At 57.0% G+C, this 26,778-nt stretch carries 23 protein-coding genes; 13 read left to right on the top strand and 10 right to left on the bottom strand.

All coding sequences use genetic code 11. The features are described 5' to 3' along the window. Positions 1–2 precede the first annotated feature (2 nt). The 3 genes from RBB77_RS14980 to RBB77_RS14970 are packed head-to-tail and all read right to left on the bottom strand — an operon-like array spanning position 3 to position 7,556. Positions 3–3,662 (bottom strand): UvrD-helicase domain-containing protein, encoded by a 3,660-nt coding sequence (locus tag RBB77_RS14980; RefSeq protein WP_353062550.1) that lies wholly within the window; start codon positions 3,660–3,662, stop codon positions 3–5. Next, entirely contained in the window at positions 3,619–6,402 is a 2,784-nt protein-coding gene (locus tag RBB77_RS14975; protein ID WP_353062549.1) for a PD-(D/E)XK nuclease family protein, read from the bottom strand. Before RBB77_RS14975 ends, RBB77_RS14980 begins: the two co-directional genes overlap by 44 nt. Then, the gene (locus RBB77_RS14970; protein WP_353062548.1) at positions 6,399–7,556 is read right to left on the bottom strand and encodes an MFS transporter; all 1,158 of its coding nucleotides are present in this window, start codon (positions 7,554–7,556) and stop codon (positions 6,399–6,401) included. Before RBB77_RS14970 ends, RBB77_RS14975 begins: the two co-directional genes overlap by 4 nt. 58 nt (positions 7,557–7,614) lie before the next feature. Here RBB77_RS14970 and RBB77_RS14965 point away from each other — a divergent pair, with 58 nt between their 5' ends. The 5 genes from RBB77_RS14965 to RBB77_RS14945 all read left to right on the top strand — a co-directional run bounded on the left by RBB77_RS14965 (position 7,615) and on the right by RBB77_RS14945 (position 12,076). Then, on the top strand, positions 7,615–8,505 hold the full coding sequence (locus tag RBB77_RS14965) for an SCO family protein (protein ID WP_353062547.1): 891 nt from the start codon (positions 7,615–7,617) through the stop codon (positions 8,503–8,505). Positions 8,506–8,576: 71 nt separating this feature from the next. Beyond that, positions 8,577–8,915, top strand: a complete 339-nt coding sequence (locus RBB77_RS14960) for a hypothetical protein (protein ID WP_353062546.1) — start codon at positions 8,577–8,579, stop codon at positions 8,913–8,915. A 138-nt stretch (positions 8,916–9,053) separates the two neighbouring features. Then, complete coding sequence (locus RBB77_RS14955; protein ID WP_353062545.1) at positions 9,054–9,431, top strand: hypothetical protein; 378 nt, start codon at positions 9,054–9,056, stop codon at positions 9,429–9,431. A 69-nt stretch (positions 9,432–9,500) separates the two neighbouring features. Continuing rightward, a complete protein-coding gene (locus RBB77_RS14950) occupies positions 9,501–11,372 on the top strand; it encodes an ABC transporter ATP-binding protein (protein ID WP_434557065.1) in 1,872 nt (623 codons plus the stop codon). 53 nt (positions 11,373–11,425) lie between these two features. Then, positions 11,426–12,076, top strand: coding sequence for a class I SAM-dependent methyltransferase (locus RBB77_RS14945; RefSeq protein ID WP_353062543.1), 651 nt, complete (start codon positions 11,426–11,428; stop codon positions 12,074–12,076). On the opposite strand, the gene RBB77_RS14940 is transcribed toward RBB77_RS14945, so the two are convergent. Next, positions 12,073–14,157 carry a S9 family peptidase gene (locus tag RBB77_RS14940; RefSeq protein WP_353062542.1) on the bottom strand — a complete coding sequence of 695 codons (2,085 nt, stop codon included), beginning with the start codon at positions 14,155–14,157 and terminating at the stop codon, positions 12,073–12,075. The genes RBB77_RS14945 and RBB77_RS14940 overlap by 4 nt on opposite strands. 136 nt (positions 14,158–14,293) lie before the next feature. Here RBB77_RS14940 and RBB77_RS14935 point away from each other — a divergent pair, with 136 nt between their 5' ends. The 3 genes from RBB77_RS14935 to RBB77_RS14925 all read left to right on the top strand — a co-directional run bounded on the left by RBB77_RS14935 (position 14,294) and on the right by RBB77_RS14925 (position 16,582). Beyond that, positions 14,294–14,974 (top strand): DUF4142 domain-containing protein, encoded by a 681-nt coding sequence (locus RBB77_RS14935; protein ID WP_353062541.1) that lies wholly within the window; start codon positions 14,294–14,296, stop codon positions 14,972–14,974. A 106-nt stretch (positions 14,975–15,080) separates the two neighbouring features. After that, on the top strand, positions 15,081–15,872 hold the full coding sequence (locus RBB77_RS14930) for a TPM domain-containing protein (protein ID WP_353062540.1): 792 nt from the start codon (positions 15,081–15,083) through the stop codon (positions 15,870–15,872). A gap of 125 nt (positions 15,873–15,997) precedes the next feature. Continuing rightward, the gene (locus RBB77_RS14925; RefSeq protein ID WP_353062539.1) at positions 15,998–16,582 is read left to right on the top strand and encodes a LemA family protein; all 585 of its coding nucleotides are present in this window, start codon (positions 15,998–16,000) and stop codon (positions 16,580–16,582) included. 72 nt (positions 16,583–16,654) lie between these two features. Here the strand turns inward: RBB77_RS14925 and RBB77_RS14920 are convergent, their stop codons facing one another. Both RBB77_RS14920 and RBB77_RS14915 read right to left on the bottom strand, forming a co-directional pair. Then, positions 16,655–17,002: an STAS domain-containing protein gene (locus tag RBB77_RS14920; RefSeq protein ID WP_158945525.1), complete on the bottom strand. Its 348-nt coding sequence runs from the start codon at positions 17,000–17,002 to the stop codon at positions 16,655–16,657. Positions 17,003–17,016: 14 nt separating this feature from the next. Next, entirely contained in the window at positions 17,017–17,544 is a 528-nt protein-coding gene (locus tag RBB77_RS14915; RefSeq protein ID WP_353062538.1) for an ATP-binding protein, read from the bottom strand. A gap of 144 nt (positions 17,545–17,688) precedes the next feature. Between RBB77_RS14915 and RBB77_RS14910 the strand changes: the two genes are divergently transcribed. The 5 genes from RBB77_RS14910 to RBB77_RS14890 all read left to right on the top strand — a co-directional run bounded on the left by RBB77_RS14910 (position 17,689) and on the right by RBB77_RS14890 (position 24,030). Next, complete coding sequence (locus tag RBB77_RS14910) at positions 17,689–18,966, top strand: magnesium transporter MgtE N-terminal domain-containing protein (RefSeq protein ID WP_353062537.1); 1,278 nt, start codon at positions 17,689–17,691, stop codon at positions 18,964–18,966. Positions 18,967–19,005: 39 nt separating this feature from the next. Beyond that, on the top strand, positions 19,006–20,082 hold the full coding sequence (locus RBB77_RS14905) for a CgeB family protein (RefSeq protein WP_353062536.1): 1,077 nt from the start codon (positions 19,006–19,008) through the stop codon (positions 20,080–20,082). Next, a complete protein-coding gene (locus tag RBB77_RS14900; RefSeq protein ID WP_353062535.1) occupies positions 20,079–21,617 on the top strand; it encodes a GMC family oxidoreductase in 1,539 nt (512 codons plus the stop codon). The genes RBB77_RS14905 and RBB77_RS14900 overlap by 4 nt, the downstream gene beginning before the upstream one ends. Positions 21,618–21,645: 28 nt before the next feature. Beyond that, positions 21,646–22,650 (top strand): aldo/keto reductase, encoded by a 1,005-nt coding sequence (locus RBB77_RS14895; protein WP_353062534.1) that lies wholly within the window; start codon positions 21,646–21,648, stop codon positions 22,648–22,650. 129 nt (positions 22,651–22,779) lie between these two features. Continuing rightward, entirely contained in the window at positions 22,780–24,030 is a 1,251-nt protein-coding gene (locus RBB77_RS14890) for an Nramp family divalent metal transporter (RefSeq protein ID WP_353062533.1), read from the top strand. Positions 24,031–24,067: 37 nt separating this feature from the next. Here the strand turns inward: RBB77_RS14890 and RBB77_RS14885 are convergent, their stop codons facing one another. From RBB77_RS14885 to RBB77_RS14870, 4 genes are all read right to left on the bottom strand, one after another. After that, positions 24,068–24,541 (bottom strand): (deoxy)nucleoside triphosphate pyrophosphohydrolase, encoded by a 474-nt coding sequence (locus tag RBB77_RS14885; RefSeq protein ID WP_353062532.1) that lies wholly within the window; start codon positions 24,539–24,541, stop codon positions 24,068–24,070. A gap of 52 nt (positions 24,542–24,593) precedes the next feature. Continuing rightward, positions 24,594–25,235, bottom strand: coding sequence for an HAD family hydrolase (locus tag RBB77_RS14880; protein ID WP_353067638.1), 642 nt, complete (start codon positions 25,233–25,235; stop codon positions 24,594–24,596). 352 nt (positions 25,236–25,587) lie between these two features. Further along, positions 25,588–26,220, bottom strand: coding sequence for an outer membrane lipoprotein chaperone LolA (lolA, locus tag RBB77_RS14875; protein ID WP_353062531.1), 633 nt, complete (start codon positions 26,218–26,220; stop codon positions 25,588–25,590). Beyond that, complete coding sequence (locus RBB77_RS14870) at positions 26,220–26,744, bottom strand: type II secretion system protein (RefSeq protein WP_353062530.1); 525 nt, start codon at positions 26,742–26,744, stop codon at positions 26,220–26,222. Before RBB77_RS14870 ends, lolA begins: the two co-directional genes overlap by 1 nt. Positions 26,745–26,778 lie beyond the last annotated feature (34 nt).

Genomic DNA, 26,778 nt, shown 5'->3' with positions numbered 1-26,778 from the left:
CGTCAGTCTGTTTCAGGGGCCCACCAAACGAGCTTTGGCAACATCGGATAGTACAAGCCCACTCGCAGCTTTCCGCTCGTTACGCGATCTTTCATCATCCGGGCATAAACCTTCATCTGGTCCGTGTACTTTGCTCGTTCTTCCACAAGAAACTCATCGACTCGTTCGCGCCCATGCGTTGCTGTTTTGTAGTCGATGATCCAGAGATAGTCGGTCCCGGGTTCCAGCGATTTGGATCCACCATGAAAAACGCGGTCCAATCGGACGCTGCTGCGAGTATCGCTCCACGTGGTTAGCGCAAGTTCGTTCGACGCCTGAGCGTGCCGGCTCAGTACCCATCGTCCCTCTTCGTCTTGCAACATGTTGGTGAGAGCCGTCTTTACTCGTCGCGCGAGCCGCTCGATGACGACCGGCTGAAGTCCTTCTCCTCGGAGCAAGGCTGCAATTCGCGGCGTCCATGATTCCACTTCGCGCAGTAAGGCTTCAACATCTATCCCTTCTACGAGTCTCTTCGCTATCGCCTCTAAGAAAGCATGTACTGCGGTGCCAAAAGCACGAGCTTCGAAGGAGCCCTCAGGCCTCTCAAAATGCGTAGTCCCTGGTGTTCCTGCATCCTCGCCGTAAAAGAGTCTCTGTCCAACTGAGAATCGTGATTCTGGCTTGAATCCGATCGGGAGGCGCTGGAGAATTGCGGGTCGCACAGCTTCATCGATGCTGGCCGCAATATCGCCGACGAACCCCTCATCTTCTTCCGGCAACGGAAACATCATGGGTAATTGGTTGACGTTCTTCGAAGCAGGTACGGCCGTAAAGTGCCGTTCTGCGGCGGGCCACGCGGTAGCCAGCAGACTCCCAGGAGGACGATTGACCTCTTCGTTCGCTTTCGTCTTGGGAGACGCGAATAGGTGTAGTTCCTCGCGCGCCCGAGTGCACGCGACATAGAAGAGTCTCTTTCTCTCAGCGGCCTCCTTTGCCTTCTCCATGCTCTTCAACCAATCGTTCAACGCCCTTGAGCCTTCGCCGCGACCCACAATTGGCGCCAGCATGATATGCGCAGCCTCTGCATCTCCAGAATCGATCTCACTCCAGTTCAGCAGCCTTTCGCGATTCGCCGGATCTTTCTTCTGCAACCCCGGGACCATCACGACGTCCCATTCGAGACCCTTAGACTTATGGATCGTCATCAGATCGACTGCCCAACCGCTTGCTGGCGGTTGGGCGTAGAGTTTATCGAGCCGACGCTTCAGCAAATTTACTTCAATCGTTCCGGCCTCTTCTTCCACTTCATCCAGAAGCTGTAGATACCTTCGTGCATTGCTGAGTTCCACAGGTTTCAAAGACGCATCGCCGCCTAATGATCGCCACGTCTTCTCCACCCATTGAGTGGTACTGATCCCCGAACGATTCTCCTCCGCTGCCCGCATCACGGGCAACACGCGCATCAGTCTCGCGTAACTCTGTTCACTTAGCAGGTTCCCTCGCTCTGCGATTGCGTCTGCAATGCATCGCTCAGACCAGATGGGATCATCTGCGCCCGCCAGTAGGTGCAGATCGGCCCGCCCAAGGCCGCACCACGGAGCATGCAGCACCGCGAGCCACGCTACGCGATCAGCCGGGTGCATCATCGCTCTGGTCAATGCAAAGAGATCAAGAACCTCCTGCCTCTCACCCAGCGCCTCGATATCTACTGCACGGAACGGTATCACTCCTTTTGAGTCGTTCTTCAGTTCAGTCACGATATCGGTAAGCAGATTGCGACTTCGCACCAGCACCGCGAGCTTCCATGGTTCATTCCGGCCCTCAGGGAGTGGCCTGGCGCGCCAATCTTCGACAATGGCTCGCACCTGTTGAGCCTCGCGCTTTGTTTGCCGACGCTGTACTTTCTTTGCCGCCTCCGTCGACACTGCCGGGGCGAGCACGCGCGTATGCCACACGAGATTCAGCGAGCCACTTTGCGAAGGTCCACGCACAGCCTTGGCCTCAACATACGGCACTTCCTCGGGGTTCTCCGTACGCACGTTCCGGGGAAACAGCAGCGAAAAATCGTCATTGAACGCTTCAACAAGATTTCTTTGCGAGCGGAAGTTAGCCGTCAACTGTAACCTGCTCAGTGGCAAGTCTCCTAGAAACTCCGTCTGCATTGTTGTCACAAATCGCTCGACCCGCGCCTGCCTGAAGAGATAGATCGATTGTTTTGGATCGCCTACGAGAAACACCGTCTGACTGTGACCGTCCCACCTCTGCGTGAGCAGCTGAATCAACTCGTACTGGCTGGTGGATGTGTCCTGCATCTCGTCCACCAGAAGATGCTGAAGCCTCATTCCCCACGCTTTGTTCAAATCGGCGACGGCGCCTTCCCTCCGCAGCGCCACTTGCGCCAGCAGCCCAAGCTCGGCGAAATCACATTCTCCACGACGTGCGAAGATTAGCTGCAATTCAACCAACGCTCTATTCAAAACACGAAAGAGCGCCTTCGCAACGGCCCACTGCTCGTTGGGATACTTAGCCGACGGAAGACTCTTCACACTTTTTATCGCTTCAAGCACATCGTCGCGGTGCCACAATTGTTGCACTAGAAGTCTCAATTGCTGGGCATGATGTTTTTCAATTTTGAAGCCGAGATGATTGCGCGCTGCAGTTGCCCTCCACTTCGGCTCCTGCGTCGTGAGCAGATGTATCAAAGCTCGCCAGTGCCCGAGATGTTCGGCAGTCTCTTGCGGCGAAGTATGGAGGCCTGCACACAACGCGATCGGAGAGGGATCGCTCTTATATCCCTCCGCGTGTCCCATCTCGCCAGCAAGCGAGGCCAGCTCCTGCAGTATGTCCGGCGGAAAGCTCAGCGACAGCCGCGTCAGCCCGGCACAGACGGCCTGCTCCAGTGCAAGTTCCAGCCGGGGCAACACCATTTCATCCAGAAAAGTGTCGTCGAGTTGCTGTCTTCCCAGCGGGACCAACTCTCCCCACTGGTTGCGCGCCGGAAGCATCTCCATCAACAGTCGCTCACAATCGCGGAGACTACCATCGCGATGCAACAACACCGTCCGGAGAGCGGCATCCAACTCCGCATCGTGTCCGCCGAGTTGCATCAACGTCTCTCTCGCTGCATCGCGATACATCAACGTCGGATCTTCTACCGGAGTCTGCCGCCCGCCACCGCCTGAGAGCACCGGTAGCAATCGCGCCACCTCTCCACACACGGAATCGATCGTGCGGATATTCAATCTGCGTGGTTGCTGCAGCAACTCCCAGCCGAGAGAAGCGTTGCGGCGGAGCACCGCTTCTGCCAACGCCCGTGTCTCACGATCAAAGGCTGAATCGCTCTTCACAGGTTGGCGCCGGGAAGCACTCTCCAGGTAAGAGATTACACGCTCCCGCATTTCGGCTGTTGCTTTGACGGTGAACGTAATTGCCAAAACCTGACTGGGATCTTCAACGCTCTCATCGGCGAGTAGCTTCAGGTAGCGTTGGATGAGGAGACCAGTCTTACCTGATCCAGCGGGCGCCTCGACGATCCATGATCGTCGAATATCAAGCGCTCGCTCTCGCGCTCGCCAGTCTGGTGGCAGTTTGCTGCTCGTCGTTTCTGGAAGAGAATTACCTTCGGAAATGTCAAACAGATCACCCACGGCTGGCCTCTGCCCATGAGCTTTCGTCGTGTTCATCGTCTTCTTCGAGCAACGAAACGTCGAGCCGACAGAGGAGTCTCTGTTCGCAGTGAGTGCAGCTTCCCGGATACGTCTTCGGCTGCACACGGGCGTCGCCCGAAGAGAACTCTTCCGCCAACGCCACCAGCACCTCTCTCCATCGTTCTATTTGAGCTTCGAGTGTGGGTGCCTCTCTCAGCTTGCTTGCTTTGGGAAGTATGCCGTCACATGTAGCGTATCCCTTAAGGCCGCGGCCCTCTCCTGCCCGGACCAGACCGAACGCGACGCCCTGCAAGCGATCCTCCTGCGTGAGAATTGCATATAACGGAAGCTGCGGAGCATCGGGTCTTGACGTTAACCATTCATTTGGCGAAGCGGAACCCGTCTTATAGTCGATCAGAACTTCACCACCTTCTACTACGTCGACGCGATCCAGGCGCACATTCAGGCGCAGCGGACCGACGCGGACATCGTCAAGTTTTTTCTCGCTGAGCTTCACCTCGAAGGGGAGCTCTCGTTCCAACTCCAGTTCCAACCATCCGGACAGAAGTTTGCGCAGCCTCTCTCGCTGCACCTCGATATAGGCCTCGTCCCAATCGGTTGCAATTGCCGCCGCTGCTTTTTTTAGAGCTTGCGCGATGCACCACTCCAACACTTCGTCACGTTCCTGAGTGTTCATCGATCGCAAAGCATCCTGCGTTTTGACCTCATTCCAGAAGTGCTCAAGCGCATGGTGTACTACAGTACCGCTTACTCTCGCATCCATACCCGGTTCGATCGACTCGACCTCCGTCGACCACAATCTCTGTTCTGCGAAAGCACGAAAACCACACGCTGCCTGGAGTTCCAGAACTCTTGCACCGCCGCGAATGACCTTGTCGGGGAGCGCCTGAACCGCAGCGGAGTCCGCGACCTCTTCAAGTTCGACGATTGTTCGTGGCGGCTCATACTCTACAAGCTCTGCTGCGCTAATTGCTTCCAGCCCGAGCGCGGCCAACAACGCCGAAGGCCGTTGCCTGCCCTCCGGAGACTCTTTCGCGTAGCTGAATGCGACTGTACCAGCGCCTGCAGCAATTCGTTCCGTGATCCTTTGCGCGTGTTCGTTGTCCAGGGTCACACTCGTTCCAGGCATCTCTAATTCGCGTTGCAGATGCCAGGGCAGCAGGGAATTGCTGGTTGTTGCGATTGGCCACGTAAGCTCGCCAGCGCGCAGGAACCAAACCGCATCAAATATGCTTCCTGCGGCCTCGAGCGGACCCATCACTTGCACGGGAGCTCCTCGCGACTCCGACGCAAACATAGTCTGGCGGGCAATTCTCTCCAGAGTGGAAAGTGCTGCTGCAAACTCGACCGGGACGCCGTCAAAGTCCAGCGTTGTGAGCTCATCAAGAGCACTATCCCACTTGCGCCGCGTTTGAAATGCGATGCTGGTCTCTCTCCGCCCGGAGCCCCATTCCGATGCCACCAGAAACTCCCGCATCTGCTCTGCCCACTCGGCGTGCGTCCTTGCATCGAGACCTTGCAATCGGTTCGAAAGACGCAGCGCTGCTCGTAGGGTGCTAAGCAATCGAGGAAGTTTTTGTCGGCGCTTCGATCGTTCAATCATCTCGACCAGCCCAGGCAGTGATATCTCCGGTCGCAGCATTCGCGCTTTACGGAGTTCAAAGGCGTCGAACTCAGCGCGCACACTTCTTTCTTCATCGGTCATCGCGAAGTAAGGTGACAGCAACAACGCACTTACTCGTTCCAGAGGCAGCGGTTCAATGGACCAGCGCAGTAAATCAAAGGCGGCTGCAATCAAAGGGATCTCCGCCAGAGCCATGCCAACTGAAAACTCGTATGGCCCATTCTGGCTGTCGGTACAGATGTCTTCCAGTTCCGGTGCCAGAACTTCGCGAAATAACCGGTCGATTTCTCTCCGCTCATTTTCAAGCGCAGGCACAATCACTGCGACGGTCCCATCGGCGTTCTCTTCGAGAAATCTCCGCACCCATCGCGCAGCAAGCAACAACTCCTGATGGTCTTCCTCGGCTTCCACAAGCACCCTTCTCTGGGTGGAAACGGCTAGCCGTAGATCCTCAACCTGTACTGCCGCCGACCGAAGAGCATCCACCAGCCGTTTCTGTGCTGGAATCATATGATCGAACCCGACCAATACAACTTTTTTCGGAGTTAATTCGAAGTTTCCAGTTCCGACGGTTTTCTCACACACGTCGCGTAGTTTTTCTTCTAACTCGGCCTGCGTGGCAAACCCCTCAGCCTGACATAGTCGCTCGAAAGTGCGCGCCCATCGCTGAAACGATCGCGTGTCTGAACTTCCGATTGCTCCCCGCAACCTCGATTGCCCGTCATAGGCAGAGAGAATTCGCCACGCGTCCGCCGCCATGACGGCCAGCGCATCGACACTTCGCAGACTTGCCAGTTCATCGTCAGCCTCGAGAATTGTCCTCCACACCACGTGTTCCTGCGACCGATTCAAAATCATCTCAGAGACATGACCCTCGACCAGGAGTCGATGCCACATACTTGCAAGCCATGCGTCCCAGGAAATGACCGCCGCAGGCGCCCAGCTCGAGAGCCCCAACTCCCGATTGCGCCGATCCCATCCCCGCCGAAGACTCCGTGCGGCCCGCTGGTTGCTCGTTACAACGACCGCGCCCTCATCTAACGCCCCAACCACTCCGCCTGGCAGCAACCCACGACCATCCATCCTTCGGTTATACGCCACCATCGCAGGAAAAGCAGACCACAGAATCAATCTGCGATCGGTCGGATTTGCGGCGCAAAAAGACTCATAGCCAGCAGTCCCAGGGCTGCCGCAAAGGGGAGAGCCAATGCCAACTGCAACGATCCGGTTTTCGTAGAGACCACCCCCATCATCCACGGCAGCGCAGCCGCCCCCAGCCCGGAGACTGCCACTACAATTCCTGCCTCTCGTGCTGTCGGTTTTTCTGCGATCAGCAGCGCAAAGGTAGCAGGAAAAAACGGCGCCAGACTGAACCCAAGGAGCACCGCAAAGCCGGCAATCGTCACCGAAGAATGCGCCGTCGCCAACGCCACCGTGAAAGCAGAGGCTAGCACCAAACTCCCACGTTGCGCGGTTTTCTCACCTACGCGGAGCATTACTGCCGAAGCGCCCAGACGGCCGAAGGTCAGCGCCATCCAAAGTAGGAGCGTCGTATACTCGCTCACCGCCAGTGTTTTATCGCCGTATCGCAATGCGAAGGTGGTCAACCAGCCACTCAGGCACGTCTCTAATCCGCCATAAAGCACGAGCAATCCAGCGAAATAAAGATATACTCGCCCACTCAGTCCAGTCTGCGGCCCAGCTTCTGCAGACGCGGCATCAGGGTCTTCAATAGGCGAACCCTCTCCGCGCATCTGCACCCGTAACACCAATACGCCGATCACAAATAGTCCCGCGAACCCCTCGAGTACTCCCCTCAACGTAAAGTGCGGCAACAGCCACGCAGCCAGAAGCGCAGACAACATAGCTCCCAGGCTGAACGAAAAGTTAAGCAGCGATAGCGCAGATCCGCGATGAGATGTGAACCTGCGACCCGCCAGAATGTTGACTGACGTGATGATCTGTCCCAGACCAAATCCACCCACGAACAAACCCGCGGACCCGAGTCCCATCGAAGGAGCGACAGCGAATCCACCGAAGCCCACGAAACCGGCCGCCAACCCCACATGAAGACTCTGCCTCAAATTTCGTGAGACCGTGACACCACCGAGAAAAGCACCGCAGAACTTCGCCGTCATCAGCAGACCGCTTTGCGAGTCCAGCATGCCCCATTCCTTTGCCAGCAGCGGAAGGATGGGTCCGAGCAACGCCGTCCCAAGGCCAGCCAGCATCAACCCAAAGTGCATCAGTCCCAAGGAGGGTGCCTGCGTCCTTCTTCGCTCCATCACTGCCCCCTGCGCAATCTTGCGTTTCAGCCATTATCATTGACCCAGGAGTCTGCCCGTGTCTCGCAAGCCTGTATTTGTTCTCGCCTTCTTTGCTCTTCTTGTCGGCTGCCATCAAAACACTCCGCCTACTGTATCCAGACCAGCTTCCGCAACAAAGACCTTCTCTATTCGCGGTAGAGTCGTCTCTACAGATGCCGCGCACGTCACACTCGATGGCGAAGATGTCCCTGGCTTCATGGAAGCCATGACCATGGACTACAAACTCGCAGATCCAAGCGTCGTCAGCGAACTTCACCCCGGCGACCGCATCACCGCGAAGGTCCTCGCGGACAAGGTGGGCGACAACTATGAAGATGTTCGTCTCGACGATATCGTCGTCATCGCGCAGGCACGTCCCGACTACAAACCTCCCGTTTCCTACCATGTCCCCACAGCAGGCGATGTCGTCCCCGACTTCAAACTCCTAAACCAGAGCGATCGCACAATCCATCTCGACCAGTTCAAAGGCAAGATCGTTCTGATGACGTTCATCTACACTCGTTGCCAGCTTGCGGACTTTTGCCCCCGCATGAGCCACAACTTTGCCGACATCGACAAAGCGCTCGCCGCCGACCCCGCGCTGTATAAGCAGACCCACCTCATCAGCGTCAGCTTCGACCCCACCTATGACACACCCAAGGTTCTTCGTAGCTATGGTGGCGCTTACACCGGCAACTATACCAACGAAAGATTTCTTCATTGGGACTTCGCCACTCCAACAGAAAAAGAGTTGCCTGCAATGACGCAATTCTTTAACGTCGGCGTCACCCCGGGTGATAACAAATCTCTAACTCACTCACTCTCTACTGTTTTGATCGGCAAAGACGGAAAGATCATTGATTGGTATCCCACAAACGAATGGAAGCCGGAACAAATATTGGCGGCAATCAAGAAGAGTGCAGCTTAGCTTCCATACAACAAGGAGCCAGAAAGGCTCATCTGACTATCTGTGTGCAAGACGCACGGAGGTAGTTCACCATGAAACCCAATCGACTTGCAGTCCCGGTACTTGCCATTTCACTTGCAATTCCAGGTCTCGCAATTGCTCAGTCCTACGCTTCGCCAGCTTCAGGTTATGGACAGGCCGGCGGCTGGGACGCTCCGCCACAGGAGTTCAAGGATATCCAGCGTCAGGGTTATCACGACGGCATCGAAGGAGCGCGTAAGGACTTCGACAATCATCGTCGACCGGACGTAAACAATCGCGACGAGTATCGTCACCCTCATGTTTCGAGCAGCGCACGGGGAGACTACCGTGATGGCTTCCGGCGCGGCTACGACACCGCAATGCAGCACCTGATGAACGGTCCACGATAAAAAGGCAAGTTACATGGGCAGAATACCCAGCCACTCAGGCTGGGTATTCTTTTGCCTGCTTGCAGGTTCAACTTTGTAGACGGCCAGCCTCACCCTTCAAGTATCCTGAGATGGCGCACTATCAAGGAGTTTCACCTTATGGCAAAGCTCACCATTGGCTTCGGCGTCCTGCTTATTCTGCTAGGCATTACCGGGTACGTCACTACGGGCAGCGCTCATCCCACGGCACTAATCCCTGCCGGTATTGGCGTCTTTTTCGTTCTGTTCGGCGTAATGGCGAACAGCGAAGACTCCAAGAAACGCATGCTCTGGATGCACATTTCCGTCACGGTCGCTTTGCTCGTGTTTTTGGGAATGATCCCCTCCGCAATCGACACGCTCAAGCTCTCCCGAGGTGCTTCGTTTCCTCATCCGATCGCAGTCGAAGAGAAGGGAGCGCTCTGTCTCCTCAGCCTGATCTATGTACTGTTCTGCGTTCGCTCCTTCATCTCTGCTCGCCGCGCTCGCCTTGTGTAATGGCCTCCCAAGCGTAAACTCAACTCAGCCATGTCCTCTTCCTTTGGTCCATCCAGCTTTGGTGGCGGTATGAAATCTGTAGACCGCACCTCTCGCGGCACCGGCAGAGCTACGTCGGCCGATCTAACGGCGTCGCGCCCCAAACCAAAACTGACCAAGGTCATGCCGGAGGTGTGGAAGCTGGTTAAGCCGCGTCGGTGGCTCCTCGCCGGCAGCTTCCTGTTGATGATTGTCAACCGCCTCTGCAGCTTTGCCCTCCCGGTCTCTTCGCGTTACCTGATCAACAACGTGATGTACAAGCATCAGCTGACCCTGCTTCCGTGGATTATCGGCATCGTTGCCACGGCCACATTTCTCCAGGGAGTGACCTCCTACACGCTCACACAACTGCTCTCCACCGCTGGCCAACGGCTCATCTCGGAGCTACGAACCCGGGTTCAACGACACATCGGCCGTCTCCCCGTGGCCTTCTACGACGAAAACCGAACAGGCACGCTCGTCGCCCGCATCATGACCGATGTAGAAGGCGTCCGCAATCTGGTTGGCACTGGCCTGCTGGAGTTTGTCGGCGGCATCCTGACCGCGATCATTGCTTTCTGCATCCTGATCCGCATCAGCGGACGCATGACGCTGCTTACTGTCTGTATTCTGCTCGTCTTCGGTCTCATCCTGCAGAGAGCTTTCAAGACGATCCGGCCGATCTTCCGCGAACGCTCGAAGATCAACGCAGAGGTCACAGGCCGTCTCACCGAATCGCTGGGTGGCGTACGTGTGGTGAAGGGCTACCACGCCGAAGAGAGCGAAGCCCGCGTATTTGCCCGCGGCGTCGAACGTCTGCTCAAGAACGTAATCAGCTCGATCACTGCTCAGTCTCTGATGACTCTCTCCTCCACGATGGTGTTGGGTGTGGTCGGAGGTCTGATCATGTACCTGGGTGCCAAAGAGATCGCTGCTCATCGTTTGGATGTCGGTGGCTACGTGGAGTACACCATGCTGCTCGCCTTCATGGTGGCGCCCATCGTGCAACTTGTTAACATCGGGACACAACTCACCGAAGCCCTTGCAGGCCTGGACCGCACCACTGAGATTCTGAACGAACGCGAAGAGGACAGCGAGCCGAATCGTGCGGTCGTCATCGGGCCGATACACGGCGATGTCGCATTTCAAAATGTGACCTTTGCATACGAAGTCAACAAGCCCGTCCTCCACGGCATCAGCTTCGAGTCGAAGCCAGGAACGGTCACTGCACTCGTGGGCTCTTCCGGCTCAGGCAAGTCCACCATCATCTCCCTCATCTGCGGCTTTCACACTGCTATCGGCGGCGAGGTCCTCATCGACGGCATCGATCTGGGTACGATCCGCCTCAGCAGCTACCGTCAGCAGCTTGGAGTGGTCTTACAGGAGACCTTTCTCTTCGACGGCAGCATCCGCGAAAACATTCTCTTCAGCCGTCCACAGGCCACAGAGGAGCAACTGATGGAGGCTAGCCGCATCGCCCGCGTCGACGAGTTCGCCGAGCGCTTCCCAGAGAAATACGACACTGTCGTTGGCGAACGCGGAGTCAAGCTCTCCGGCGGCCAGCGCCAGCGCATCTCCATCGCCCGCGCCATCCTCGCGGATCCACGCATCCTGATCCTGGACGAGGCCACTAGCTCGCTCGACTCCGAGTCAGAAGCACTCATCCAGAGTGGCCTCAACTTTCTGATGCAGGGCCGCACCACGTTCGTGATTGCACACCGTCTCTCCACCATCCGGCGTGCTGACCAGATTCTCGTTATAGAGCAGGGAAGGATTCTCGAACGTGGCACCCACGACTCGCTCTACAAACTCCAGGGCCGCTACTACGATCTCTACACACGACAGCATGGTCTCGAAACCAATCTCTTCCTCGCGCCAGGTGAAGGCGACAAGATTGAAGAGCCTGTATCAGCCGACTCTTAGTGCGACCGCGCAGTACTACCCAGACGATATAAGATCAAACGGCCGGAGAGAAAGTGGAAGCTACTAAAGTCGCCATGAACGTGCAGGAGCAGTTTGGGCAGATTGATATATATGTCTTCGACCAGATTCTGCGAGGAAACATCGGTAGTGGAATGCGTGTCCTCGACGCTGGCTGTGGATACGGTAGAAACCTGGTGCATCTCCTGCGCGAGGGGTGCGAGGTCTTCGCGGTGGACGCAGATATAGAGGGCATTGAGCATGTACGGGCACTTGCCGCTCAGCTGGCACCTGATCTGCCCTCAAATAACTTTCGCGTAGGCAAGCTTGATGAAATCGACTTACCAGATAACTTTGCGGATGTGGTCATCTGCAACTCAGTGCTGCATTTCGCGCGGGACGACGCCCATTTCCTAGCGATCATCGCAGAACTTTGGCGTGTTCTCCGGCCGGGTGGGTTGCTGTTCTGCCGTTTGGGTTCGCGTATCGGCATGGAGTTCGAACGGTTGAGAGGAAATGTTTTCCGCCTCAATGACGGATCGGAGTGGTTTTTGGTCGACGAGGCCATGCTGATGCGATTGACGGATCAATTGAACGCCGTGATGGTGGATCCACTGAAGACGACGATCGTGCAGGATTACCGGTGCATGACGACGTGGGTACTCCGCAAGCGCGGAACTCGTGGTGGCAGACAAGCGGACGTCTAGTCCGCCACTCCAAGCTGCATTAGCAAAAACGCATAGTCAAACGCAATCTCTTTAAGATAGTCATATCGTCCCGAAGCGCCGCCGTGTCCTGCATCCATGTTGATGTGCAGCAGCAGTGGAGTCTGATTCGTCTTCAGCGTGCGCAATCTGGCGACATACTTCGCAGGCTCCCAGTACATCACCTGAGAATCGTTAAGGCTCGTCTTCACCAGCATCGCCGGATAGTCTCCCGCCTTGAGATTGTCATAGGGCGAGTAAGACCGCATGTAAGCGAACGCCTCTGCTTCATTCGGGTTTCCCCACTCCTCATACTCAGCCACGGTAAGAGGCAGACTGGCATCGAGCATCGTGTTCATCACGTCCACAAATGGAACGTGCGACAGAACGACCCGGAATAAATCCGGCCGCTCGTTGACCACCGCACCCATCAGCAGCCCGCCCGCACTCCCTCCCTCGATCGCAACCCGATCCCTAGCTCCGTAGCCTTTCGCGACCAGCTGCTCAGCCACGGCGATGAAGTCGCTGAATGTGTTGCGTTTGACCAGCATCTTGCCAGCATCGTGCCAGGAATCTCCCATCTCGCCACCACCGCGAATATGCGCGTAAGCGATCACCACGCCTCGGTCTAGCAGCGACAAACGCGAGGAACTAAAACCAATCGGCAAGGGATACCCATACGAACCGTAGCCGTAAAGATAAACGGGATTCGTCGAATCCAGTTTGAAGGAATCGCGGCGGTATACGACCGAAACCGGAATCCTCACGCCGTCGGCTGCTTCGACCCAGACTCGCTCTGAAGCGTAGCGCGCCGAATCAAACCCACCTGGAACCTCCTGCTGCTTCAAAAGCTCGGAGGTGCCCAACTGCACGTCGTACTCATAAATCGACGCTGGCGAAACGAGGGATTGGTAGCTATATCGAAGTTTCTTCGTCGCAAACTCCGGATTCATATTGGTCCCTGCCGAATAAACCGGTTCCGGGAACTCGATCTCTCTCGATCTACCTAGCTCTTTCGCCATCCCGAATTCAATGAGAGTGAGCGTAGGAAGGCCAAGCCTGCGCCGTGAACAGACGCAGAAGGCGTCAAAGACGTCGAAGTCCTCAAGCGGAGCCTCCGCGTCCAGTGGAATCAGCTCATCCCAGAAATCACGACTCGGCGTCTCTACCTTGGTTGTAACCACGCGAAAGTTCTTTCCCACGTCGTTCGTCCGGATGTAGAACAAGCCGTTGCGATGATCGACCGAGTATTCCTGCTCGTCGACGCGCGGCGCAATCATCTGAAACTCTCCTTCAGGAGTCTTTGCGGAGAGGAACCGACATTCGCTGGTCGTATGGCTACCCGCCTCCATCAGCAAATACTCGTTGTCACGAGTTTTGCCGACTCCAAGATTGAAGCGCTCGTCCTTCTCTTCATAAATCACCACATCGTTTGCCGCGGAGTCACCCAGACGATGACGGAAGAGGTGGTCATGCCGTTTCGTTACCTCGTCCTCAGTGGAGTAGAAGAGTGTTTGCGAGTCTGCGGCCCAGGCAACCGATCCCACCCGTTCTGCAGTGTCCGGTAAGTCCGCACCGGTCTTCAGATCACGAATATGTAACGTGTACTGACGAAATCCCGTGTTGTCGGTTGAGTAAGCCAGCTTCGTATCGTCCATGCTCACCGACATTGCGCCTAATGCCATAAAGGGCTGACCCATCGCGAGCTGATTCACGTCCAATACAATCTCTTCGGGCTGCGATGGGTCGAACTTAGACCCCGTCGCCCGTCTCCGGCAGTGGATTGGATACTGGCTTCCTTCTACTGTGCGCACGTAGTAAAACCATCCTCGCTGCCGATAGGGAACTGACTCATCAGTCTCCTTGATATGCGAGAGCATCTCAGCATACAGCTTGGCTTGCAGCTCTTCGGTCCCCGCCATGACGGAGAGCGTATAGGCATTCTCCGCCTCGAGATGAGCCAGCACCTCGGGGGAGGACTTATCTCTCATCCACCGGTAGTTATCTTCGAGCGTGTGTCCATGCAGCGTTGTGGGCGTCGGTTCCTGGCGAGCGTGTGGTGGCTGGATAGTGCTTTGCGTCATTAATTGGAGCTCCATTGACAGGATACAGCGTCGCCCATGGGGCGAAAGGCAACCATAAACTCCCCATGAACACCCAATTAGAGGTACGCCCTTGGCGGAACGCTAGATAAGAACCGTCAACAACGGGAGCACTCCCATGAAACTCAATTCTGCTTACCCACTGATCTCTCAAACCCTGGTTCTGAGTGCAGCACTCTGCGCTCCGACCATCCTCTCAGCTCAGTCTGACCTAATGGCGCAGGGGGCCTCGCAGACACAGCCCAACCAACCGCAGCAAGTGCCCGCCTCTTCCACCTCGCTTCAAGACTCCGCGCCAAACGCCGGAGACGTCGGCCAAACAATGAAAGACAAGATCTTTCTCCGAAAGGCTGCACAGGGAGGCATGGCCGAGGTCAAGCTTGGCCAACTCGCGGCGCAGAAGGCGAGCGGCGACGACGTAAAAGCCTTCGGCCAGAAGATGGTGGACGACCACACAAAACTGAACAATGAGATGGCTCCCATCGCTGACTCCATGGGCGTGAGGCTGCCGAAGGATCTGAACAAGGAAGACCAGGCGGAGTACGACAAGCTCAACGCACTTTCAGGCAATAACTTTGATATGGAATACTTGGCTTTCATGGTCAAAGACCACCACAAGGATCTTCGCGAGTTCCGTCAGGAGGCAGCCAGCACCACGGACCCGACCCTGCAGTTGGCAGTCGCCAACGCGACCAAGGTCATACACGAGCACACCATGATGGTCGATAGACTTGCCCGCGAGAAAGGCGTTTCCGTGCCGCAGCACGGTGGTGTGCCGACTCCCGCTCCGACCTTATAAGCTCCGCTTTTGCGGGTCAAAGCGTCAATGGGTAAGTTCTTTGCAACTGACGCGACCTCTCCGCATTTTACTACCTCAAAATCGTCAGGGCGTAGAATGACCATCGATGAAATATTTTTCGCGATGGCTTGCTATTGTCTTGCTGACGTTCGCGCCGTCGCTCGTAGTGACAGCGGAATCGGTGAACTCTCTGCCGGCCCCCACCGGCTACATCAACGACTTCGCAGGCGTTCTGTCCCCCTCGACCAAATCCAACCTCGAAAACCTATGCACTCAGGTTGATCGCCAGGCCCACGCGCAAATCGCAGTCGTGACCATCAAAACTCTTGACGGAGACCAGTCGATCGAAGAGTTTGCCACCGCGCTTGAGGACAAATGGAAGGTTGGCCCAAAGGGAACTGACCGCGGCGTCTTGATGGTTCTCGTCATGACTCCCAGGCGCGGCCGCATCGAGGTTGGTTACGGCCTCGAGGGCATCCTCAATGACGCGAAAGTCGGCGACATCGGCCGTTCCATGGTTCCAGCCGCCGAGCAGGGGGATTACAACACGGCTATTCCGCTCGGCGTGAGGCAGATTGCTCGCATTATCGCGACCGACGCAGGCGTCACACTCAATCTCGCCCCACCAGTGCGCCAATACCAACATCAACAGCAACCCATCCAGCTGAGTTTCACTCAGCTCCTCATCGGGGGAGGCGCGATTCTCCTGATACTCTTCTTCCTCGTTAAGACCGGCAATACCGGCCTGATCTTTTTCCTCCTGGGAAATCTGATGGGAGGCGGAGGCGGCGGTTTTGGTGGTGGCGGTCGTGGACGAGATGACGACCGCGGAGGCGGCGGTTTTGGTGGCTTCGGCGGTGGCAGTTCAGGAGGCGGGGGAGCCAGCGGAGACTTTTAATTGCTCCAATCAAAACCAGGTTGCAGCAAAGAAACGCAAATAAAGCCGGTTACAGTGATAAAGTACAGCCGGAGACGCCAACTTTCGGTAGCATCGAAATTCAGACGAAGGGAAATTGAGGAAACATGAAATCTTTATGGGTTGTGCTTGGTGTCGTAGCTCTCCTCATCGTCGTTCTGCTCTTTATTGGAGGCAGCTACATCGGCGCGAAGAACACGCTGGTGCAGAAGAATGAGGCAGTCAATCAGGCGTTTTCACAGGTCAATGTCGTTCAACAGCGGCGCCTTGACCTTATTCCGAATCTCGTCGCATCGGTGAAGGGCTACGTCGCCGAAGAATCAACGATTTTGACGAACATCGCCAACGCGCGCGCCGGAGTTCTCGCCGCAGGCAGCGATCACGCCAGCAACATCAACGCCAACTCCAAGCTGGATGTGGCCCTGGGGCCCTTCTTCCGATTGCAGGAGCAGTACCCTGATCTCAAGGGAAACCAGCAGTTCATACGTCTTACCGATGAACTGGCCGGAACCGAAAATCGTATCGCCGTCGAACGTCAGCGATACAACAAGACGCTTGAGGACTACAATGTTTACGTTCGGCAGTTCCCTCAGAGCATCTGGGCCAATATCGCGGGCTTTCATTACCGCGACGAGTACTTCAAGGGAAACCCCGAGAACAGTGTGGCGCCGAAGGTCGACTTCTCGAAGTAGACGAAGCGAACTGACCTGGCCCAACAAAAAAGCCGTCGCGTTAGCGGCGGCTTTTTTATCGAAGAGCCTTAATTATTTGGTGAACGAAGAGATTGCAGTCGCTTCATCGTCTTTGACGTCAAAGACGGTGTAGAGCTTGGTGATCTGCAGCAGGTCGTGTACTTTCTTGGTCAGGTTAAGCAGCTTGAGCTCGCCGCCGCTGTTCTTGACGGTGGTGAAGGCGCTAACCAGCTCGCCGATGCCCGAGCTGTCGATGTAGCTGATGTCGCCCAGGTTGAGCAAAATCTTATTGGAACCTTTGGCCAGAACATCGCGCACGGCGTCGCGGATCGTCACGCTGCCTTCGCCTAGGGTAATGCGGCCGCTGAGATCCAGAATGGTAATGCCATCCACCTGGCGAGTTTTTACTTTCATGCTCATGTCTAGTGTTCTCCTTAGGTCCCCGACTGCGCGGGTGTTCGATGCTTGATGAGAGTCAGTTCTGTGCCCGGATGTAACTGGCGAAAGTTTACCTCATCCATGAAAGCCTTGATAAGAAAGATACCTCGCCCGGAGCCGCGGAGGATATTTTCCGGGGCCAGGGGGTCGGGAATCTTGTCTGGATCGAGCCCGGGGCCCTGGTCCGAGATACGGATGATCAGCGAGTCTGAGGTCGTCTCAAACGACGCAACCACATGCTTGTTGGTGTCGTATGAGTTGCCATGCAGCACGGCATTCACAGCGGCTTCGCGCACCGCCATGGCGATATGGGGAACGGTATCTTCGTCGAAGCCAGCCCGTTGCGCGCATTGCTCAGCGGTCTGCTCAATCTTGTTAACGCTGTCGAGAGACGAATCCAGGGTGAAGCTGACACGGCTTGTCGTTGAATCGGCCAAAGCAGTCCTTGCAGTGCTGGTATGCCAGTCGTCAACGTCAGACAACAGCGATGATGGCAGTTTGCTTGTGGATTTCTCGAATGTCAAGGTGGTGTCTGTTTTCTCCATGGATTTCAGTCCCGTCCTGGCCTCAAAGTTGACCAGACCGGCTTTTTCCGGCAACCTATCGGCACCAAGGTGGGCTAACATGCGACTAAAGGGTTAGTTTTGGAGCCGTGCCCGTAACTCGTTATGACAAAGCATCCTAACCAAAGGACAAGCGTTTCGGCCCTACTCGGAGCTGCGGTCGCGGACGCGCAGGGGAGTCCCCTCGGCCATGTACGCGAGTTCGCTGTGGCCCCCTCCATTGACGCTGCTCACATTCACGGTCTTGTCCTTAGGCTGGCCTCGGCCAAACGCGACAAACAACCCTCCCTCATCCTGATCTCCCAGCTCGAACTTGGCCCCGGCGGCCATATGCAGCTCCGTAAAGACGCGCAACCCACTCTACTTCAGGAGGATGACGATTACCTTCTGCTTGAGCGCGACCTGCTGGACCAGCAGATTATCGACGTACACGGGCACAAAGTTGTCCGCGTCAACGACGTCGATCTGGTCTGGGAGAACTGTCAGGAAGACACTCCCGATCTTTCGCTGCGCATCGCCGAGGTGGAGGTCGGCATGCGCGGGGCTGTCCGTCGCCTTCTGAAGGGCCTCCCCTCAGCTTCGGTCGACCGCATCTCCTCCCGCTTCGGCCAAAGTGTCATCCCCTGGGACTTTGTTGACCTCATCGAACGCGATCCGTCACGCCGCGTCCGCCTCAAAATTGAGCAGGATCGCCTCTCGAAGATGCACCCCTCCGACATCGCCGACATTCTCGAGGAACTGGCTCCCGCAGAGCGCCACGCTCTCTTTATCTCGCTTGACGAGGAGGTTGCTGCCGAGGCCCTCGAAGAGGTCAAGCCGAAGATGCAGCAGTCCCTCATCGAATCCCTCGACTCCGAGCAGATCGCCGGCATCGTCGAAGAGATGGATCCAGGCGCCGCTGCCGACCTGCTGTCTGAAATGACCGATGAGCGCTCCGAGGCGATCCTCGAAGAGATGGACCCCGAGGAGCGCCAGGAGGTCGAAGACCTGCTTGAGTTCTCTGGCGACTCCGCTGCAGGCCGCATGACGACTGAGTATCTTGCCTTACCCGCCACAGCTCTCGTCGATCGAGCAATTGATTCGTTGCGCGAGTATGAAGGCGATATAGACAACATCACCGACGTTTTTCTACTCGACGAAGAGGAAAAGATCATTGCGGTAATTCCACTCGTGCAGCTACTCCTGGCTGCGGCTGGCACTCCACTGGCCGATCTGCCCCGAGGCCACCTTGTCACCTGCAACGTCGACGCAAACGGGCGAAAGGTCGCCGAGCTCTTCGACAAATACAATCTGCGGTCCCTGCCAGTGGTTGATCACGAGAAACAACTCGCTGGGGTCATCCATGCCGAACAGGTGATTGCTCTTTTGAGGGCGAGCCGCTAGAACAGACATCAGGCAAACGTAAAGGAAACGCAGCACCGCATGAAGATTCTGTACGCTACCGGCCTCTCACCAAACGATACCTCCCTCTATCGCCTCTGGGCTTTGGAGCGCCTCGGCCACCATGTCATCCCATTCAACGTCTTCGACTACGAGTCCAGAAACCCGATCTTTCGCAAGGTAAACCAGCGTCTGGTGATGGGACCCTCCGTCGCGCGCCTCAATGGCGATCTCATCAAAATCGCAGCAGCAGAAAAACCTGACATCCTCTGGACGGACAAGCTCCTCTACATTCGGCCCAGCACGCTCGACCGCATGCGTGCGATGAATATCGCCACTGTCAGTTACATGATCGACAATCCGTTCGGAACCCGCCAGGACCCAGGCTGGCGCCTCTACATGAAGGGCATTCCCCACTATGACCTTCACGTCGTCCAGCGCGACAAGAACATTCTCGATTACAAATCCCGCGGCGCCCGCGACGTCATCAAGATCCAGACCGCCTACGAACCGACACTGCAGTTCCCTCCGCCCGACGGCTGGTCCGACGCCGATCGCAACCGCGAGGTCTCCTTCATAGGAACGCCCTACGATGACCGCGCTCAGACCCTCACCCGCCTGTCGCAGGAGTGCAAATTTCCGGTCGTGATCTCCGGCAATCCACGCCAGTGGGCACGCGCGATGCAGCCCGCCGCCTACAAAGCCCTCTTCAACGGTGGGGAACTCTTTCGCAACGAATACCGCGAAGGCATCTGGAAGTCGAAGATCAACCTGAGCTTCATCACTCACTCCAACTGCGACGAGTTCGTGCACAAGAGCTTTGAAATCGCCGGCTGCGGAGGCTTCCTGCTCGCCGAGCGTTCCGATGGCCACATGCAGCGCTTCAAAGAAGACGAAGAGGCAGTCTTCTTCACCGGCTTCGAAGAGTTAGTCGCGAAGATCCGCCGATACCTGCCAGACGAGGCCGCACGTCAACGCATCGCCGCTGCTGGTTGCGTTCGCGCAGCACGCGATGGTTACTACAACGACCGACAGGTCGAGTTGATCCTCGAGCGCGCGCAATCGATCCTTGAAAAGGTCAAGTCTTCCGCCAAAACAGAGCACGCGGGCAGTCGGTGATTCACGATCTAATTCACGAGTCGCCCACCCTCCTCGCCGCGGACCTCTGCATCGTCGGCGCGGGAGCCGCAGGCATCACGCTTGCGGTGGAGTCTGCACAAAAAGGAAAAAAGGTCCTCGTGCTCGAAGGCGGCGGCGCGACCAGGGAAGACTCCTCCCAGTCCCTGTACGACAGCGAGATCGCCGGCCTCCCTCATCGCGGCATCCACACCGGACGCATTCGCGTAAAAGGAGGAACCACGGTTCGCTGGGGTGGCCAGATACTAGAACTCGACGCGCTCGACTTTACCCCTCGCCCCGGCGTCCCCGAAAGCGGCTGGCCGTTTCCAAAATCCACCCTGACACCCTTCTACGAGCGTGCTCTCTCGCTCGAGGGCCTCGCCAAGGTCGAACGCAGCGACGCAGCCGTCTGGCAGGATCTCAGCCTGCCCTTCACTCAATACGATGATCTCGAAGCCTACCTCTCGCGCTGGTGTCCCGAGCCGAACTTCGCACGGCTCCATCACAAAACACTCGCCGAGCATCCCAACATCCATCTCTGGCTTCACGCCAGCGCCGTCGAGCTGATGACCGACGGCCAAGCCGCCACTGGCCTTCGCTGCCGCACCCTCACCGGCAAGGAAGCCATCTTCCGCGCCCCGCACTACATCTTTGCGTTGGGGGGTATCGAAAGCTCCCGCTTCTTCCTTCAACCACGAGCCGAGGGGCTCCCTTGGAACCGTTCCGGCCTCCTCGGTCAGAACTTTCAGGATCACATCGACTGCAACGCCGCCGCCGTCGAACCGCTCGACCCGAAGCGATTCCACGACACCTTCGACCCCATCATCACCCACGGCTTCAAATACCTCCCCAAGCTGCGCCTCCTTCCGCAGTCCCAGGCCGCACACGGCACTCTCAACATCGGCTCCACTATGTCCTTCGAAGACACCGGCAAAGTCCGCGGTCAGGCGAAATCAACCGTTCGCAATCTCATCCGCGCCCGCTTCAGCGAAGTAACCCGCGACAACCTCCGGCACACCGCAAAGCATCTCCCCATGCTCGTCCACCAGGCTTGGCGCTACAAAGTCCAGCGCCGCGCCTACAGTCCCCCCGAAGTTCGCATCTTCCTTCGCGTCCACTGCGAGCAGGAGCCTACTTCACGCAGCAGAATCACCCTCACCGATCAGCGCGACCCCCTCGGCCTCTTGCGCATCCGCTTCGACTGGCAGATCTCGGAGAGGGAACTGGACACCATCCGGCAATACGTCCTTGTCGCCCAGCGCGTCCTCGCTAACGTAGCTCGCATCATCCCCAACGAAGACCTGATGTCCGGTAGTCCCAACTTCCTCGCCCGCTGCGACGACAGCAACCACCACATGGGCGGCATGCGCATGTCCACCTCCGACGCCACCGGCATCGTCGACACCGACCTCCGCCTCTACGGCCTCACCAACACCTACATCTGCAGCTCTGCCGTCTTCCCCAGCTCCGGCTTCTCGAACCCCACCCACACCGTCCTCGCCCTGGCCCTGCGTCTGAGCGACCATCTCAAGTAGCCTCTAGAGCAATCGCAATTGGAGAACGATGGAGCAAATCGCACTCGGAGATACCGACCGAACCACTACCCGCCTCGGCTTCGGCTGCTCAAGCGTTATGGGCGCCATGGGACGTCGCGCCTCTCTGGCCATCCTTGAAGCGGCCTACGACGCAGGCATCCGCCACTTCGACGTCGCTCCCAGGTACGGCTACGGCGAGGCCGAGAGTTGCCTTGGCGAGTTCCTCCTACGCCACCGCAACCAGGTCACCGTCACCACAAAATACGGAATCCCTCCCGCAAAAAAGTCGCCGCTGATCTCGGCAGCCCGCCGCATAGCAGGACCGCTGATCAAAACCTTCCCCCCTCTAAAGCATCGTCTCGCTCAAGCCGCTAAGGCCGCCACTCGCACTAGCGAAACGGCGACCTTCACGGCACAGCAAGCGAAGTCCTCTCTCGAACGCAGTCTCATTGCACTACGCACCGACCACATAGACCTCTGGCTCCTCCACGAAGCCTCAGCAGCCGACCTTCACGACGACACCCTTCTTCACCTTCTCGAACAAGAGAAGCAAAGAGGAACAATCGGCACCTTCGGTATAGGCAGCAGCGCGGACAAACTCACAGCCCTCCTGGCTGAGCGCCCCTCGTACTGTCATGCCCTCCAGTACGAATGGTCGGTTCTCGCTGCGAACGTAGATGTCCTACATACCGCCTCGGCAAAGCCCTTCCGAATTCATCACCGTGCCCTTACCGATAACTTCCGCTCGCTCCATCGCGCTCTCACAGAAAATAGGGAACTCTGCCAGAGCTGGTCCGCGTCGACGAACATGGACCTCAGCAACGCGAAAGATCTCGCCCGCCTCATGCTCAAGGCCGCAATCCTGATGAACCCTGCAAGCATCATCCTCTTCTCTTCAAAAAACTCGCACCACATCGAAGCCAACGCACAAGTCGTAGACGACCGTACCCTCGACGCTCCCGCAGCCGCACTCTACCGCCTCATTCAGTCCGAACGAGATCAGCTCTTCCCAAGACGGATGGGGGCAACCTAGATACCTATCCCCAACGAACGTCTGCACTTCCCCCGCTAGGGCAAGAAGATGAGTTAGCCTGTTAGAGGCGGACCAATAGGTTCTCCCCAAAGCACAAATTCCACCCACTCGTCCGCACAAGGATTAGTAATGAGCTCATGGCGCGCCTGGAGAACCCGACTCATTCTCATCTTTGCGGTGCTTGGCCCTGGCTTCATCACTGCCAACGTGGACAACGACGCCGGCGGCATCCTCACCTACTCCTCAGCAGGCGCGCAGTTCGGCTACACGCTTCTGTGGACGATGATCCCAATCACCCTCGCGCTCATCGTTGTGCAGGAGATGTGCGCCCGCATGGGCGTAGTCACCGGCAAAGGTCTCAGCGACCTCATCCGCGAAGAGTTTGGGCTTCGCATCACCTTCGTCATCATGATCCTTCTGGTGGCAGTCAACTTCACCAACGTGGTCACCGAGTTCTCCGGCATCGCAGGCAGCATGCAGCTCTTCCACGTCAGCAAATATGTCAGCGTCCCCATCTGTGCGGCCATCGTGTGGGCGCTTGTGGTTAAGGGCGACTACAAGAGCGTCGAAAAGATCTTCCTCATCGCCAGCGTCTTCTACATCGCCTACATCATCACTGGCGTCCTCAGCGGACCTGACTGGCACCTTGCTATGGTCGAGACCATCAAGCTGCCTCCGCGCAACGTCTGGTCAGACAAGGACTACGTCTACACAACTGTCGCAGTGATCGGCACCACCATCACTCCATGGATGCAGTTCTATCTGCAGTCCTCCATCGTTGAAAAGGGTGTCAGCATCCGCAAGTACAAAACCTCACGGCTGGACGTCATCGTAGGCTCCATCTTTACCGATATTGTGGCCTGGTTCATCGTAGTAGCGTGCGCCGCCACCCTCTATACCCACGGCATCCGCCACATCACCGACCCCTCAGATGCCGCTGGTGCGATGAAACCGCTGGCCGGGCAATACGCCTTCATCCTCTTTGCAGCTGGCCTCTTCAATGCATCGCTGTTTGCGGCATCGATCCTGCCGCTATCGACCGCCTACACCGTCTGCGAAGGACTCGGTTTCGAGAGCGGCCTGGACAAGAGCTTCAACGAAGCAAAGTTCTTCTACTGGCTCTACAGCCTGCTGCTCTTCGCGGGCGCGGCCATCGTCCTCATCCCGAACTTTCCTTTGGTGAAGTTCAGCATCCTCTCGCAGGTGCTAAACGGCGTTCTTTTGCCTTTGGTTTTGGTCTTTATGTTGAAGCTGATCAACAAGCACGATCTCATGGGGAGCTACACCAACAAGCCTTGGTTCAACGTCATCGCATGGACGACGGTCATCATCGTCACGTCTTTATCGCTTGTTCTCGTCTGGAACACGCTTCACGGTTAGAAATTTGGCAGGGTATCCGCAAAAAGGCTCAACGCCGTTACAGCAGCTTGCCTTCTGAAAGATCTCGGATCAGTCCCAGATCCGCCGCCAGAAAGTCGTACCCTGGCAGATCGGCCAACGGTGCCCACCGTATGTCATTGAAGATTCGGTTCTCCAACGCGCCATCGAACTCCCGCACCACGAAGAACTGCAGATCGATCGACCCGCCGTTACGATATTTGTGCCTGACCCGCGCCACCCGCCGGCCAATCACAGCCGTAATCCCTAATTCTTCGTTCAGTTCGCGAGCCAGCGCGTCCTCCGACGTCTCGCCTGCCTCGATCTTTCCACCCGGGAACTCCCACTTCAGGCTCATCGGCTGGTCCGGTTTCCGTTGACAGATCAATACTTCGAGTCCACGCACGCCTTCCTCCGCAAACCCTCGCAGAATCAGAGCCGCAACCACCAATCGGACTGGCTTCTGTACAGCGGCTTCCACATGCTCCTCGAGTTTGCGAATCGGCTCTCTCACCTGACTACAGATTAGACGATATTCGCAGCTCAAAAGCTTCTATTCGCTTTACTTAGGCCGGACGAACTGTTGCAGGATAGTAGACCGGCCAGCCTTCCTGCGCACTCCGCTCAGACAGAGCCGGGGAAGGATTAACGGGAAACGCCCGTCGCGCGATGGCCAACATCGCCGCGTCGTGGACCGAGTTCCCGAAGACCGCATCAGGCGCCGTCACACTCGCCCGCTTGAGCGATGCCACTTTACCCTCGTCTGTCGGAACATCCAGAATCGTGTCGGTCACAACCCCGTCCTTCACCTGCACCCGAGCCGCCAGCACCCGCTCAGCCGGAATCCCAAAGCGCTTCATGCCCTCTTCGATCACCCAGTTATTAGTCGAGCTCACCGCCCAGATATCGACTCCTCTGCCCCGAAGCTCGTCTACCAGCTCCTTCATCTCCGCAAAGATATTCGGCTCAATCTGGCTCGCAAAGAAGTTCTTCGCCGCACGCCGCAGCTCGTCTTCGCGCAGCCGCTGGTACATCTGCACCATCTCCCCACAGATCGCCACCTCAGACACTTCACCCTTCATGTATCCGCGATATCGAGAGTCGATCCAGTCGGTCGCCTCTCGCGAGACAAGTCCAATCTCGATCGTCCACTTCATAAAACCGGTTCCGGCGTCTCCCGACCAAAGCGTTCCATCGCAATCAAACACGGCAACGGAAGGAGACAGTGAATAAACTGCCGAATGAAACTCCGACGTACTCAGGCGACTCACTGAAACAACATGGCTCACGATCTTGACTCTACTTTTCTGCGCGTCTCTTCCGCGCGATAAAAACTATTTCCGCTCAAAGTTGATCTGATTCTACTACTCCCACTCTCAAAAGTTCGACGTGTGATTCATCGTTGGAGCGGCCAAAATGGCGGAGAAACGAAGCATCGGGCGTCAGGTTCATCGAAAATCCCACAGAATTTAATAGAACTTTGATCCTGCTGCTTTCGATCGCTTCAAAGCATTCGAACTCGGGTAGACCTATGGCGACGTTCCAGCTGGACGCCGCTGGTTAGATTGGCGGTAACCCTTCCACCACGCTCACCCCATCCGGTGGAACAAACGCAAAATCGGAATCCTTCACAGTCACGTTCTCCTGCATCCCCGAGAAAGCAAACTCCGTCACTGCCCCATCCACCTCTTCGAGATTCATACGCTCAATCGCCCCACCCGCGGTCACCCACAGCGACAACAGCTTCACCCTTTGCGCCATCCCCTTCGGCACTCCCGAGATCCGAAAATCCGCGCCATCCGGATTCACCGTCAGGTTATCGAGCTCTTTATTCAGCTGCGTGTGCCCAAGCAAAAACCGCAGTGGCGACCGCAAATCATCCAGTTGCTTTGCTGGCACCCGCGTCGCCTGCGCATCGCCAGGCGTATAAAACCACGCAAACTTCCCATCCAGAACAAACACCTTACCCACCGGCGCAGCATAGCTCCACCGCATCCGCCCCGGCTTCTTCAGCAGCAGCGTACCTTCTTCCGCGCGAACCATCCCCATCCCGGCATAGCTCTCTGTGTAATGAGCCCGCAGCGACCCGAGATGGTTGTAGTGATCGTCGACCTTACGCACCAACGCGTCGTTCTCCTGCGCAACCAGCGGAGCGCACAAGAACGACGCGAAGAGGACAGCCTTAACCAGCATTACTGAATGGGCTGCGTGCAGTTGGTTCCACCTGCCGGGTCGTAGCGGATAGTGTTGTTTTCGTCCGTGCAGAAGCCGCGGTCGCCGGTCTTTCCAATCGAGTTCGGCACCGCCGTAATCTCAAACGACGTGTACATATCCTGATTGTTTACCGTCACCTTGGTGCAGTTGCTGATCGCGAACGTATAACCGGCCTTCTGCCCGCTCGCCAGATCCGGCGTAATCAGCTGCGCCGCCTGTGCGGTCGGAGCGCCAGACTTGGGATCACCACCCAGCGTCGCCAGCGAACACGAAAACCCATTCGCCGGATAAGCCGAGTTGTACTGCAGCTCCGCCTGCCCAATCGTTCGCAGCGACTGTACCGCCGAGGTCTCCTGCGCCTGCTTCCTCAGCTTCAACAGCTGCGGAACCGCCAGCGTCATCAGGATCAGCATCACCGACATCACGATCAGCAGTTCGATCAGCGTAAATCCGTCTTCGTTCCGTCGTACCTTTAGCTCTGCGCGCAGGTCCCGTGCATTCATTTTCTTTTTCAATCCTCGGCAATTCTCGATCTCT

This window comes from Tunturibacter psychrotolerans, from assembly GCF_040359615.1.
GTDB lineage: Bacteria > Acidobacteriota > Terriglobia > Terriglobales > Acidobacteriaceae > Edaphobacter > Edaphobacter psychrotolerans.
The sequence above is the reverse complement of the archived record's forward strand: the minus strand, read 5'-3'. Positions and strand labels throughout refer to the sequence as shown.